This is a genomic window from Pseudomonas sp. G166 (assembly GCF_037027455.2).
Taxonomy (GTDB): domain Bacteria; phylum Pseudomonadota; class Gammaproteobacteria; order Pseudomonadales; family Pseudomonadaceae; genus Aquipseudomonas.
The window spans coordinates 2897443-2911388 of sequence record NZ_CP146985.1; the positions used below are offsets into that span (position 1 = coordinate 2897443).

The following is a 13946-nucleotide window of genomic DNA, read 5'->3' on the forward strand; positions in this document are numbered from 1 at the left end:
TTGAATGTGCCGTCGCCATCGCGAGCAAGCTCGCCCCCACAGAAGATCTGTGCCAAACACAGGCTTTGTGTCCACTAAAGACCCATTGTGGGAGCGAGCCTGCTCGCGATAGCGGTGGGTCGATCAGCATCCATGCTGAAGACTCACCCCATCAGATCAGGCGGTAAAGTCGCTGGCGTGCAGCTCCTTGACGCCCACCAGTTCGAATTCGAACTCGGGGGTGGCGTCGGCGTTGGTACTGCCGTAGACAATGCCATCGGCAAAGCGCAGTTGGCCGGTGGCGTTAGTGGGGTCGAAGGCGTTGCTGCCGATGAACGTGAAGGCGTCGACAGTGGCGGTCAGCGGGTTGGCGTCCAGGCCGGTGAGGTCCAGATGATCACCCTCGGTAGTCTTGAAACCGTTGATCACATCGCGCAAAGCGCCGACGCCCATGTCCGACAACGCGCCAAACGCGTAGGTATCCGCGCCCGTGCCGCCGGTGAGGTTGTCGGTGCCTGCGCCGCCAATCAGCCGATCATCACCCGAACCACCCACCAGCGTATCGTTGCCTGCGCCACCGTTCAGAATGTTCGCCGCGCTGTTGCCCGACAGGCTGTCGGCGTAGGCACTGCCGGTGAGGTTCTCGATGAACTTCAAGGTGTCGAGGCCGGCCCCCACGGTGTTTTGTTGCGCAGAGGTCGAGAGGTTTACGGTAACGCCGGCCAGGGCACGTTCAAACGAGGCCGTGTCGTTGCCGTCGCGCCCATCCAGTACGTTGTTGCCGGCACCAGCGAACAGCGTGTTGTCCAAGGCGTTGCCCGTGCCATTGGCGGCGCCCGTGCTGTCGATATACAAATTCTCGACATTGTTGCCCAGGGTATAGGCCGCCAGGCTGCTGTGGACACTGTCGATGCCGCCGGGCACCGCATTGCTGTTGGTTTCGATCACCGCGTCATCGGCGTTGTCGACGTAGTAGGTGTCGTTGCCATCGCCACCGCTCATGCTGTCGGCCCCTGCGGCGCCATCGATCACGTTATTGGCGGCGTTGCCGGTGATGAAGTTGCGCCGCTCGTTGCCGGTGCCGTCGATGTCCGATACCCCGGTGAGCACCAGGTTTTCGAGATTGGCGCCCAGGGTCCAACTGACCGAGGCTTGCACGGTGTCGATCTGCGAGGTCGAAGTGTTGGTTTCCACCACGCTATCGAACGCGTTGTCGACCACGTAGATATCGTTGCCATCGCCACCGGTCATGGTGTCGGCGCCGAGGTCGCCATCCAGCGTGTCGTTGCCCGAGCTGCCCACCAGGGTATCGTCCTGGTCGGTGCCGGCAATATGTCCGCCCTGGTTCTGTGCGTTATCGAAAATGTCCTGCACGCTGTTGTTGTCGTTGGGGTTGCCCTGGAAGCCAAGGTCATCGGCGATGTAGTCGGCCAGGCGTTGCCCGACGATTTCCGCCGACTCCTCGTGCAGGTGCCAGACGTCGTCGGGATACACCAGCGGATCGACTTCATAGCGCAGGGGCAGGTCGGTGTAGTCCACCGCCAGCTTGACGTCGGCGCGCTCGGCGGCGATGGCCTCCTGGGCGGCACGGACGTAGCCGACACCCTCGACGATGGAGGCGATTTTCTCCTCCGAATAGCCCCGGGCCCGGGCCGCATCCTCTTCGTAGTGACCGGTCTCCATCATGTACACGCTGAAATTGCCGAACTGGGCATGCAGGTAATCAAACACCTTCAGCGTCGCGGCCTTGTAAGCCGCAGCTGCCGCCGCTTTGTCCGTGGACCGAGCGATCTCTTGGGCGGCTTCCTCGCCCTGGCCCCAAATGATGCCCATGGTGACGTTATCGATCGATTGCAGTTCGGTGAGTTGCTCGCGCAGCAGCGTCACGGCCCGCAACAGCGCGGGCCCCGGTTGGTTGGTGTCGGTCAACCACCAGCACAATTTGAGCTCATCGGGCCCCAGGGTGGACAGGCCGTTGACCGTGCTGCCGCCGACGGCGATGTCGATGCCATTGCCGTCGGCATCGGTGAACTGGCTGCGCACGTCATAGGTGGTGTAACGGTCCAGGTCATTGACCAGCATCGAGGTGCCGGACTGGTCGTCGTCCTCGGTCATGCGCAGCAGGCGCGCATTGGATTGGCCAAGGGTCGGCAGGTAGAGGATGTCCTGCTGGGCGCGTTCGCCGAACACGAAATCACTGGCGGTCAGCGTGTTGAGGTAGTTGCCGTTGAGGGCGATTTCAAAGCGATTGCCATCGGCGTCAGCCTCGGCGGATTTGATGTAGGTCTTGTCACCAGCCGCGTTCAGGGTCATGTACAGCGTGCCATTGCTGCCATCGCCAAGGCCGAGAAAGCCCAATCCTGAAACGTCGATTTTGTCGACGCCCACGGTGAAGTCATAGATCGTGTCGGTGGCGGTGACGCCGCCGGTGTCGTAGTCGCGGTAGCTGTCGAGCACGTTGGTGTAGCGGAAAGTGTCGGCACCGTCTCCACCGTACAGCGAGTCGCGTCCGGCACCGCCATCGACAACGTCTGCGCCGGTGCCGGCCTTGATCGTGTCGTTGCCGCCGAGGCCGAGGATCAGGTCCGCGCCTGCCGTGCCATTGAGGGTCTCGGCGTTATTGGTGCCGGTGACGGTGTTGGCGGGGGCATCGGCGACGACCAGGGCGAAGCTGTCACTGACCGATGCGCCTGACGGATCGGTAGCCTTGACCAGCACGTTGTAATTGCCGGACGCAGTGCTGGTGGGCGTACCGGTGAAGGTCAGGTTGCTGGCATTGAAGCTCAGCCAGGTGGGCAGGGCGCTGCCATCGGCCAGGGTCGCGGTGTAGGTCAACACGTCCTGGTTGGCGTCGGTGAAGCTGTCGTGAGTCACGGTGTAGCTGAACGGCGTGCTTTCGGTGGCATTCTGGTCGAGGAGCGGTATGGCCACGACCGGCGCCACGTTGCTGGGTGTGTTCTGGTCGGCGAAGGCAAAATGACTGGCGGTCAGGCTGCTCACCAGATTGCCCGCCAGCGACACCTCGAAGCGGTTGCCGTTGGCATCGACCGTGAGGTCCTTGAGGTAGGTGCGATTGGAGGAGGCGCTGTAGGTCACTTGCAGCGTGCCGTTCAGGCCATTGCCCAGGCCGGTGTAACCAAGTGCCGAGACGTCGATCTTGTCGGCGGCCACGTCGAAATCGAGGATCTGGTCACTGGCGCTGGTGGAGCTGGTGCGGTAGCTGTCGAGCTTGGAGGTGTAACGGAAAACGTCGGCCCCCGCGCCGCCGGTGAGTTTGTCCACGCCGGTACCACCCACCAGGATGTCGTTGCCCGCTCCGCCGTTAAGGGTGTCGTTGCCGGCGCCGCCAAACAGTTGCTCGTTGGCCGCAGTGCCGGTCAGCGTGTCGTTGTTCGGCGTGCCGTTGATGATGGTTGGGGGCGCGGGTACATCCTGCACCGCGAGGGTAAAGCTGTCGCTGACGGTGGCATTGCTGCCGTCGGTCGCGGTGACCTGTATGGAGTAAGTGCCCGATGCGGTGTCGCTGGGCGTGCCGCTGAAGGTGCGGGTGGCTGCATCGAAGACCAGCCAACTGGGCAGCGCACTGCCATCGGCCAATTTGGCGGTGTAGCTGAGGCTGTCGTTATCTGGGTCGCTGAAACTGGTGGCCGGCACCACGTAGCTGAACGGGGTGTTTTCGGTGGCGTTCTGATCCAGCAATGCCGTTGCCACCACTGGCGCATGGTTGACCGTTGGCGAAGTGGCAAACACGAAGTTGGCGCTGGTCAGCGTGTTGAGGTAATTGCCGTCCAGCGCTACTTCGAAGCGGTTGCCATTGGCATCGGCCTCCAGGGACTTGATGTAGGTCTTGGTCCCGGTACTGTTGAGCACCAGGTACACGGTGTTGTTCTTGCCATCCCCCAGGCCGGTGAAGCCCATGGCCGAGAGGTCGATCTTGTCGGCGCTGACATTGAAGTCGGTGATCAGGTCACCGAGGTTGGCGCCGCCGGTGTTGTAGTTGCGGTAGCTGTCCAGGCGATTGGAAAACACAAAGGTGTCCGCCCCGGCGCCGCCGGTGAGGGTGTCCATGCCGGCACCGCCGTCGAGTTTGTCGTCACCGGCGCCGCCACTGAGGCTGTCGTTGCCCGCAAGGCCGAGCAGGGTATCGGCCGAATCGCTACCCAGCAGCGAGTCGCTGCCGCTGGTGCCGGTGACCACCCGATTGAAGATGAAGTTGCTGGCCGTCAGCGTGCTGGTCAGGTTGCCCGTGAGGATCAGTTCGAAGCGATTGCCGCTGGCATCGGCATCGTAGTCCTTGATGTAGGTGCGGTTGCTGCTGGCGCTGTAACTGACCTGCAAGGTACCGCCACGGCCATTGCCCAGGCCAGTGAAGCCGAGACCGGCGAGGTCGATCTTGTCTTGGGTGACATCGAAATCGGTGATGGTGTCATCGAAACTGGAGGTGGCGTTGCGGTAACTGTCGGATTGAGCGACGAAGCGGAATGTATCGGCGCCAGCGCCGCCGGTGAGTTTGTCGATGCCCGCGCCGCCCACCAGAATATCGACACCGGCCCCGCCATTGATGGTGTCGTTGCCGGCCCCACCATAGAAAATCTCGCTGGCGGCGCTGCCCAGCAGGGTGTCGTTGCCCGCGGTACCTTGCACAGTGGTCATCGGTACCGTGTCGCTGACGTAGCTGCCATCGCCATAGACCAGCGTGGCGCCCTTGCTGGTGTGGCTGATGGTGTTGCCGATAATCGCGTTGCGATCGGTGCCGTCTTCGTTGCGTTCGGCGACGCCATAGGTCGACAGGTCGCTGCCGCTGATGATGTTGCCCTGGATGGTGTTATCGCTGCCGTTGAAGTACTTGCCGGATACGCCCAGGGTATCGTCGTAGGACTGGATGATGATTTCCGGTACGGCGCCGCCCAGGGAGTTGTTGTTCAGCGTGTTGTCGAGGATCTCGACGTGGTTGCTGCCGTAGATACGAATCCCGGCGCTGCTGTTGTCGTGGATGTCGACGTCGCTGACGGTGATTTCGCTGGACAGCTTTATCAGCACCCCTTCGGCGCCGTTGCCATACACCTCGCCACCGGTAATGGTGACGTTGCTGGGGGAGGGAATGTCCTCGCTGCCGCGCTGGACCACGATGCCATTGCCGCCGTTGTCGTAGGCGACGTTATTGGTCATGGTGAAATCGTGGGTGCTGGTGACGATGTTGAAACCGTGGCGGTCGTTGTCGTAGGCCACGTTGTTTTCGAAAGTGCTGTCGCTGAGGAAGTCAGCAACGAAGCCGTCCAGGCCGTTGCCGTGGGACACACTGTTCTTGATGACCATGTTGACGGTCTGCTCGTGAGGGTCGAAACCGTACCCTGAGCAATCCTTGATCTCGACACTGTCGAGGGTGACGTTGGAGTCGTAGCCTTCTTCGCCAGGGATGTAGCCGTTGAACCAGCCGTCGATCTTGCCGGTGGTGTTGTCGCGGTTGCCGTCGATGGTGAGGTTGCTGACCCCGAAATCGTGGGTTTCCTCGCCATAAGCCGAGCGGATGACCCCGGTGATCTTGGTGTCGGAACCATCAGCCACCTTGACTGTGGTTTCGCCCATGCCGTCGCCGTACAGATAGACGTTGCTTTTAAGCATCAAACAGCCGTCGGACGGTTCCTCGCCTGCCGAAACGATATAAGTCCCGGTCGGCATGTACACCTGACCTCCACCTGCCGCGGCCGCCGCATCAATCGCACTTTGTATCGCCGCCGTGTCATCGGTGATGCCATCTCCTTTGGCGCCAAAATCTTGTACGTTGAAAATCATGAGCTTATCTCCGTATCTGGCTAAAACCGCGCTAGATGCCAATATTCCATCGGCAGCCAAAGTGTTATGACCCAGCGGAGCGCAAAAGTTGTGACCGAATATCGGTGAAGTGTCAAAAAAACGGAGTAACTGATCAACGGTTGTGAGGTGTTTCAAAAAAGTAACGTTATGTTGACGCTTTCAGCGGCGTAATCCTGTGGGAGCGAGCTTGCTCGCGATGGCGGTGTGTCAGGCAACACTCATGCTGCTGATCCGGCGCTATCGCGAGCAAGCTGGCTCCCTCAGGGGGCGGTGGTGTGGCTTATACCGGACACACGCGTTCCTTGATTGGCATCAACCCCCGCGCACCGCCAGCGCGATAACCTCGTATAAACCGCCCGCTGAAGCAGGGTGGCCGAGGAGTCCCATGAGTTATCCGCTGTTTTTGACCCTGCACCTGTTCGCCGCGCTGGTTTTCATCGGCACGGTGTTTTTCGAGGTGTTGTTCCTGGAGAGCATCCGCAAACAATTGCCTGCCAAGGTCATGGTGCTGTTGGAGCAAGGCATCAGCCAACGCGCGCGCCAGTTGATGCCTTGGGTGCTGTTGGTGCTGTTCGGCGCAGGTGGCGCCATGGTCTGGCTACGCTATTGGCCGTTACTGTCGTCGCCGTTGCAATCATCTTTCGGTTTGCTGCTGGGGTTGAAGATCCTGCTGGCGGGCAGTGTGCTGGGACACTTTCTCTGGGCCATGTGGTTGTTCAGGAGTGCCCGCATGAACGCCCGTTACGTGCACATCATCCACACCAGTGTGTTTCTCCATATGGTGGCGATTGTGTTGTTGGCCAAGGGCATGTTCTACGTCACGTGGTGAGCGATAACGGCGTGGTTCCAAGGCGCTTGATACAGGTCAAGGAGCCCCGGCGGGTAACGTCGGACACTGTCGCTGTGCTGCCACTCGGAGATTGTCATGTTCGACCTGTTTCAAACCCTCGGTGAGCGACCCGCGGGAAGTGCCCCGGTGGTGGCTGATGCCAATTGCCCGGTCGGCACGCGAAAATTCCATGGCGGCATCGGCTCGCTCGATCTGTTGCGCGGGTTGCGCGACAGCCGCCAGACGCGGCGCCCCCTGTCCCTTTCGGTGCATCTGCCTTCGCGTTTGAGACTGGCCTCGTGTTCGCCGTTGGCCAGCGTGTGCCGGTGCGGGGAAATCGAGGGCTATCTGCAACGCCTGACGTACGAGATGGGCCTGGTCGGCTGTCACCTGGGCGCGGGGCGGCGGGTCGAACAGTTTTGCCTGACCGGTGGCACCCCCGTGATCGCGCATTTGCAGAAGCTGATGAGCGATCTGCGCAAACGCTTCGACTTCTGCGAATACGACAGCGGCGATCACAGCATCGAAGTGGATCTGCACCACACCGACTGGTCGACCATGGGCCTGATTCGTGACCAGGGTTTCACCCATGTCAGCATAGGTGTGCCCGACATCGGTGCTGACTGTGATTTGCCGGTCGATTGCTACCAGAACCCGGCCCCGATTCATTCGCTGATAGATGCCGCGCGCACCTTTGGTTTTCGCTCGATCAACATTGACCTTGGTTATGGCCATGCCTGGCAGACGCCCCACAGTTTCGCCCTGAAGCTGGCCACGCTGATCGAGCTGGAGCCGGACCGGCTGCACGTTTTTGACTATGCCCGTGCGCCTTATCGTTACCGCTCGAAGAACGCCGGAGTGGCCGGCGCTTTTTGCAGCCAGGCGGACAAGGAGGCCATGCGGCGGATTTGCTGCGAGCAATTGATCGGCGCAGGTTATCACTACATTGGCCTGGGGCAGTTCGTCAGGGCCGACGATGACCTGGCGGTCGCCCAGGAGCACGGGCGCCTGCATCGCAATTGCCAGGGTTTTACCCGCCACGGTTGCTGCGATCACGTGGGGTTTGGCTTGTCGGCTGTCACCCAGATCGAACACCTGTACGTGCAGAACACTGACGATCTGCTGCAGTACTGTCAGCAGCTGGACGCCGGGCAGTTGCCGGTGTGTCGTGGCTGGCGATGTGAGGCGCAGGATCAGGTCAGTGCGACCGTGATCGAACAGCTTTCCTGCGACCTGGAATTGGATATCCCGGCCATCGAGGCGCGTTTTGGCTTGCAGTTTCGCGAGCACTTTGCGTCGATCTGGCCGTTGCTGGAGGTGTTGCACGACAAGGGATTGATTGAACTGTCGAGCCGTTTTATCGGCATCCTGCCCGCTGGGCGCCTGAATGTGGACGCGATCTGCAATCTGTTCGATCCAGAGCTCGATGACGCAGGCCCACACACTTTTGAAAAGTTGAACCCTTCATGAATGCTGCATCCGGTTTCAATCGTGCCCTGGTGGAAAAATACGACCGCCCGGGGCCGCGCTACACCTCTTATCCCACGGCCCCGCAGTTTCACCAGGCGTTTGCCATGGATGAATACCGCCACGCTGCCCAGCGCAGCAACCAGGCGCCAGTGCCCAAGCCGTTGTCGGTGTACATCCATATCCCGTTCTGCCAGAGCCTCTGCTATTACTGCGCGTGCAATAAAATCATCACGCGCAAGACCCACCGCGCCGCCGAATACCTGACGTACCTCAAGCGCGAGATCGCCCAGCAGGCCACCTTGTTCGACCGCTCGCGCAAACTCACCCAATTGCACTTGGGAGGAGGCACACCGACTTACCTGACCCATGAGCAATTGGCTGATCTGATGGACTGCCTGCACCAATCGTTCGACATGGATGACAGCGACGAGCATGAGTTTTCCATCGAGGTCGATCCTCGGACCATCGATGGCCAACAGATCCAAGGCCTGCGTCAGTTGGGGTTCAATCGCTTGAGCTTCGGCGTCCAGGATTTCGACGCGCAGGTGCAGGCCGCCGTCAATCGAGTGCAAAGCGTGGCGCAGGTGGCCGAGCTGGTGGCGGCGGCCCGCCTGGCGCGCTTCAAGTCTGTCAGTGTGGACCTGATTTATGGCTTGCCGCTGCAGACCATCGCCAGTTTCGATGTCACCTTGAGCAAGATCATCGCGCTGCGGCCCGACCGCATTGCCGCCTACAGCTATGCGCATCTGCCACAACGGGTGAGGGCGCAGCGGATGATCCGCCCCGAAGACATGCCGCCGCCGGAGCGCAAGCTGGAGCTGCTCGAGCTGACCATCAATCGCCTTACCGAAGCCGGTTATGTCTACATTGGCATGGACCATTTCGCCTTGCCGGACGATGAGCTGGTGCGCGCCCGCGCCCAGGGTACGCTGCAGCGTAACTTCCAGGGGTATTCCACCCACGCCGACTGCGATTTGATTGGCCTGGGCGTGTCCTCGATCGGCAAGGTCGGCGACAGCTACAACCAGAACGTCAAGGAGCTTTCCCAGTATTACGCCCGTCTGGATCAAGGCCTGCTACCCGTGCAGCGCGGCTATCGCCTGAGCGACGACGATCGCTTGCGACGCGAGGTCATCAGCGAGCTGATGTGCCATGGACGGGTAGAGTTCGGCCAGATCGAGGCCGAGCACGGCATTCGTTTTACCGAGTACTTCGCCGATGCGCTGGAGCGTCTCCGCGAGCAGGTTCGCGACGGCCTGCTGGACATCACCGATCAAGCGCTGGTGCTGCTGCCCCAAGGGCAATTGATGATGCGCAGCGTCGCCATGGCTTTTGACGCGTATCTGGAAGTCGACAAGACGGTCCAGTATTCACGTACGGTCTGACGACGCAGGTAAGAAAGAGCAGGGGGCATCGGACTGCCCTCGCTACAAGGGCTGGTGTTCGTCCCGATTCCCAGGTTCGCTAGGATCTTTCGCCGCCCGGGGTTCCGGAGATCGGAATCAAGTCGCGGATCGCATAGAAGCCTTGTACCAGGCGCTTCTTGGCCCGGTACTCGCACAGCAGCAGCAAGGTATCGGGCAACTGGGAGATCGACGAAGAGTGTTTGACCACCATTGTTTTACCTCCCGAGCGTAGGCGTACAAGTGCCCCTGGTTCGAATGTGCCCATCTGCAGTCACCTCACAGTCACTTTGTTTGTGCGTTCTACCCAACCCCCGCCCAGGGCCTTGTACAGGTTGACCTCGGCCAGCAACTGCGACAGCCGGTCGACGATCAGGGTTTGTCGGGCGCTGAACAGCGAGCGTTGGGCATCCAGGAACGTCAGGCTGCTATCCACGCCAATGCGATAGCGTCGTTCCGCCAAGCGGTAGTAGTCCTGGTTGGCCTGGACCAGATCGCGTTGGGCGATCAATTGGTCTTTATAGGTCTTGCGCGCCGCCAAGCCATCGGACACTTCCTGGAAGGCGGTCTGGATGGCTTTCTCGTATTGCGACACGCGGATGTCTTTCTGGATCTTCGAATAATTGAGGCTCGCCCGAAGGCTGCCGGCATTGAAAATCGGCAGGTTGATCTGCGGTTGAAATGTCCAACTGCCCGAACCACCCTTGAACAACCCGGACAGTTCGCTGCTCGAGCTGCCGGCATTGGCGGTCAGGCTGATGCTCGGAAAGAACGCGGCACGGGCCGCACCGATGTTGGCATTGGCCGATTGCAGCAGGTACTCGGCCTCAAGAATGTCCGGCCGCCGTTGCAACAAGTCCGAAGGCAAGCCTGCGGGCACTTCGCTGAGCAAGTCGGACGCCAGTGGGCGGCCGGGCAGCTCATCGGCGACGGACGTGCCCACCAGTAACGTAAGGTTGTTGAGGTCCTGGGCGACCTGGCGCTGGAATTTGGCCAGGCTGGCCCGGGCGCTTTCCACCGACGTGCGTGATTGGCTCAGGTCCAGCGCCGAGGCGGTGCCGACCTGATTACTGCGCTCGGTCAGGCGCAAGCTTTGCTCGTAGGACTCTAGCGTGTCGCGAGTCAGGGCCAGCAGTTCCTGATCGGCACGCCAGGTCAGGTAGGCGCTGGCCACGCTGGCCACCAGACTCAATTGGCTGCTGCGGCGGGCTTCTTCGCTGGACAGGTAGACCAGCGAGGCCTCATCGCTGAGGCTGCGTATTCGCCCGAACAAGTCCAGCTCATAGGCACTGATCCCCAAGGTTGCCGAATACGAGCTGCTAATCCCCGGGGCGCCGGTTCCCGTCAGGTCGGCCGGCAGCCGCTGGCGTGAACCTGTGCCACTGGCACTGATTGCCGGGAAAAGGTCCGCCCGCTGAATCCGATATTGCGCCTGGTACGCCTCGACGTTAAGGGCGGCCACGCGCAAGTCGCGGTTGTTGACCAGCGCACTGTCGATGAGTTGCTGCAGTACTGGATCCTGGAACAAGTCGCGCCAACCCTGCTCAGCCGCGATAGGGCCCGAGAGGGCCGGGGCATAGGCGGATGTCTGCGGATATTGTCCAGCTATCGGTGCATCGGGGCGTTGGTAGTCCGGAATAAGCGAACAACCACCGAGCATGAATGCCGCGGCCGCCAAGGGGCTCAAGAATCTACGCATCGACCTGCCTCATCGTGGTACCCGTTCAGGTCCCGCAGGCGCGGGTAGGCGGGTTCTGTTGGGTCCGCGCTTGCCCGCCGCGCGTCGTCATGATCCGATCATCCATTTCGCCAGCCCATGTCGCCCGCTGACGCCCAGCTTGGCGGCGGCACGTTTGAGATAGGTTTCGATGGAGCTGTTCTTGACCCTGAGCTTTTCTGCTATTTCCGGTACGGTGCCACCGGCCAGCAATCCCAGGCACACTTCTTTTTCCCGCACCGAAAGGGTCACGTCGCACGGGCTCAATCGCTCATGGAAGTCACGCTGCAACTGGGTCTGGTCAGCGGCATTGAGTGATTGGCTCGCAGCGCTGCCAGGGGTCTTGAAGCAAGACTGCCGGTTGAGGTGCGCATGGCGCTCCGCCAGCGGCAGCAGGGTCTCGGAGAGGTATTTCAAAAAGGACAGTTCCTGGAGGGAAAAGTCGCGTTGTATCTGAGAACGATGCAACGAGATCACGCAACGACGATTGGCCTTGCGGGAAATCAGATTGCATTGATGGGATGTGCCGAGGCAGGTATTGCCTTTCTCGTCCTTCATCCGGGCGTTCAGGTGAATCAGCAGGGCGTCATCCACCTCCAGCACTCTTTTCACCAAAGGGTGATCGTTGCGCTGTACCGCACTGGTAGGGCAAGCCGATTGCATTTGCGCGTGTTTCTCTAAGCCCGCGTGCCCCAACAACTGGACATCGAGGACGTTCGATTGGGTATCGTCGACTGTCCACTCACTCAATTCGAGTCGACTGACCGGCACGGATGTTTCGATCATCTGGTGCATGTTGGTCAAGAAACTCTCGTGCCCGACACTTGAAATCAGCTTTCCTAGCTCTACGTAGAGGTGCGATTTCTCGGCACCGTCAATATACGCATGTCGATTCATTATGCTTATCCTGCATACTGCGAAAAAGCTCTGCATCTCAGTGATTGTTGACGGAAGAAAATCCGACCGCTTCTCAAAATGCTGAAGCCTCTTCTGGATTTGATACCTGGGGTCAAATATCACCTGTGAATCCATTCACAAACAACGGTTCAGCTGGTAGGGCTATTAAGCGTTCCAGTGTAGGAAAAGTCTGTAAGGGAAAACAGGGACATTCCGGGTCAGAGGGGGGCAGTTTGGGTGATGCCTCCTTGAAGAAATTTGACTCTTTGACGAAAGGCTTTTCCTCGGAACGTGAATGCAACGGGGGGATTGATTCTGAGCGTCTATCCGTAGAATTTTTATTAAATCAATAGCTTGGGTTCTTTTCTTGGCCCGGTGAGGGCGTTCGCCATCTGCTTTTTTGACGGCCCTCACGGTAGAGATTTTCTGGCAAAAATGCCCGGAATCCGGCTTCAGGCTATGGCGAAAGACGCTGATCTTCTCGATTCTCGTTTATAAAAAATGTCGTTTTCTGTCTATATGGGAGTCGTTTTTCGTCATTGACTCATCCCGGGCGCGGGCGACCAGGCGCGCTTTCACATCGTCCGGCCCAGGTCGGTGACTGATCCCCTTGATGGTTTATGCGCAGGGCTTGAATGACAGGATGTCGATATTCTTTTTACGCAGGCTGCTTTGCGGGGTCAGGCGGAAATACCATTCTCGAAGCCAACAGGTGAGCGTCGACTCGGCCTGTTCGATACCGCTCATGAAGCGAGCGGCGTTGACGATCCCATTGGCCCGGGGGTGTCGATACGCCTGGTAATGCAGCAGCGCGGTGCGCAGCTCCGGCGTTCGGGCCAAGCGATCGGCCAGTACCACGGCGTCTTCAATCGCCTGCGCCGCGCCTTGGCCCAGGCTGGGCAGCATGGGATGAGCCGCATCACCTAACAGCACCACATGGCCGTCACAGAATTGCTCCACGGGATGGCGATCCCGGGCATGCATTTTCAATATGGCATTCTCGGGTGTCGCCTCGATGGCCGCCATGACTTCCGGCGCCCAGCCGGCGTAAGCGCCGAGCACTTCCTGTTTACTGATATTGAGCGCGGCATCCGCTGCGTTTTTATGGTTGCAGGTTCCCCACCAATACGCCTGGCCGTCCCCCACATCGCAGAGCCCGAAGCGCTTGCCACGCCCCCAGTAATGCGCCACGTAGCCGTCGGTCATGACCGGATGGCTGAAGGGAGTGACCGCCAGCCAGGCGACATAACCCGATGGGCGGGTGGGTGTCTCGCCAAGCATCTGCTGGCGGATCACCGAGTTCAGGCCATCTGCACCGATCAGCAGATCAGCTTCCTGGCTGCTGCCATCTTCGAACTGCACCGTTACGCCATCCGGGAGATTGATATAACCCACGCAACGCAATCCGGTCGTCAGGGTGTCAGGTGTGAGTTGCTGCGCCAGGGCACGCAGTAGCAGAGGACGCTGGATATTCACGTTGGGGTGGCCCAACTGTTCGCCGATCTCGTGGATAGGCATGCTGGTGATGGGATCGCCGTTTTGTTTCTTGAAGAAAAACTGGCGGATCACCTGGCCTGCCTGCTCCACTGGAACGTGGGCGTCGATCGAGTGCAGCGCCGCCATGGCATTGGCCATGATCGATAAACCGGTGCCGCCGGTACGCAGCGTCTGGGCCGCCTCGAAGACCTTGACCTGCCAGCCCGCTCGCTGCAGCGCGATGGCGGCGGTCAGGCCGCCGATACCGGCGCCGGCCACAATGGCTTTTCTGGGTTCTGTCATGTTGTTTCACCTGTATCTGGCCCGGAACGACCGGGCATGTGAGTCTGGCGGGGCAGCC

At 60.2% G+C, this 13946-nt stretch carries 8 protein-coding genes; 3 read left to right on the forward strand and 5 right to left on the reverse strand.

From position 1 onward, the window contains the following. Positions 1-156 precede the first annotated feature (156 nt). Complete coding sequence (locus SGN16_RS13115) at positions 157-5772, reverse strand: putative Ig domain-containing protein (RefSeq protein WP_335944278.1); 5616 nt, start codon at positions 5770-5772, stop codon at positions 157-159. A gap of 406 nt (positions 5773-6178) precedes the next feature. Here SGN16_RS13115 and SGN16_RS13120 point away from each other — a divergent pair, with 406 nt between their 5' ends. From SGN16_RS13120 to hemN, 3 genes are all read left to right on the forward strand, one after another. Further along, positions 6179-6622 carry a hypothetical protein gene (locus SGN16_RS13120; protein WP_135845745.1) on the forward strand — a complete coding sequence of 148 codons (444 nt, stop codon included), beginning with the start codon at positions 6179-6181 and terminating at the stop codon, positions 6620-6622. Positions 6623-6718: 96 nt separating this feature from the next. After that, positions 6719-8092 carry a coproporphyrinogen III oxidase gene (locus tag SGN16_RS13125; RefSeq protein WP_335944279.1) on the forward strand — a complete coding sequence of 458 codons (1374 nt, stop codon included), beginning with the start codon at positions 6719-6721 and terminating at the stop codon, positions 8090-8092. Next, positions 8089-9477, forward strand: a complete 1389-nt coding sequence (gene hemN, locus SGN16_RS13130) for an oxygen-independent coproporphyrinogen III oxidase (protein ID WP_210644655.1) — start codon at positions 8089-8091, stop codon at positions 9475-9477. The genes SGN16_RS13125 and hemN overlap by 4 nt, the downstream gene beginning before the upstream one ends. A gap of 79 nt (positions 9478-9556) precedes the next feature. Here the strand turns inward: hemN and SGN16_RS13135 are convergent, their stop codons facing one another. The 4 genes from SGN16_RS13135 to SGN16_RS13150 all read right to left on the reverse strand — a co-directional run bounded on the left by SGN16_RS13135 (position 9557) and on the right by SGN16_RS13150 (position 13888). Continuing rightward, positions 9557-9763 carry a hypothetical protein gene (locus tag SGN16_RS13135; RefSeq protein ID WP_210644657.1) on the reverse strand — a complete coding sequence of 69 codons (207 nt, stop codon included), beginning with the start codon at positions 9761-9763 and terminating at the stop codon, positions 9557-9559. Between the two features lie 6 nt (positions 9764-9769). Continuing rightward, positions 9770-11194 (reverse strand): AdeC/AdeK/OprM family multidrug efflux complex outer membrane factor, encoded by a 1425-nt coding sequence (adeC, locus tag SGN16_RS13140; RefSeq protein WP_210644659.1) that lies wholly within the window; start codon positions 11192-11194, stop codon positions 9770-9772. Between the two features lie 87 nt (positions 11195-11281). Next, entirely contained in the window at positions 11282-12109 is an 828-nt protein-coding gene (locus tag SGN16_RS13145; protein ID WP_210644661.1) for a helix-turn-helix transcriptional regulator, read from the reverse strand. Between the two features lie 618 nt (positions 12110-12727). Further along, entirely contained in the window at positions 12728-13888 is a 1161-nt protein-coding gene (locus SGN16_RS13150) for an FAD-dependent monooxygenase (protein ID WP_210644663.1), read from the reverse strand. Positions 13889-13946: the final 58 nt, after the last annotated feature.

Bases quoted from the DNA above. Each gene is read 5' to 3' on its own strand.
- SGN16_RS13115 (WP_335944278.1), bottom strand. From the start codon at position 5,772: ATGATTTTCAACGTACAAGATTTTGGCGCCAAAGGAGATGGCATCACC.
- SGN16_RS13150 (WP_210644663.1), bottom strand. From the start codon at position 13,888: ATGACAGAACCCAGAAAAGCCATTGTGGCCGGCGCCGGTATCGGCGGC.
- hemN (WP_210644655.1), top strand. From the start codon at position 8,089: ATGAATGCTGCATCCGGTTTCAATCGTGCCCTGGTGGAAAAATACGAC.
- SGN16_RS13120 (WP_135845745.1), top strand. From the start codon at position 6,179: ATGAGTTATCCGCTGTTTTTGACCCTGCACCTGTTCGCCGCGCTGGTT.
- SGN16_RS13145 (WP_210644661.1), bottom strand. From the start codon at position 12,109: ATGAATCGACATGCGTATATTGACGGTGCCGAGAAATCGCACCTCTAC.
- SGN16_RS13135 (WP_210644657.1), bottom strand. From the start codon at position 9,763: ATGGGCACATTCGAACCAGGGGCACTTGTACGCCTACGCTCGGGAGGT.
- adeC (WP_210644659.1), bottom strand. From the start codon at position 11,194: ATGCGTAGATTCTTGAGCCCCTTGGCGGCCGCGGCATTCATGCTCGGT.
- SGN16_RS13125 (WP_335944279.1), top strand. From the start codon at position 6,719: ATGTTCGACCTGTTTCAAACCCTCGGTGAGCGACCCGCGGGAAGTGCC.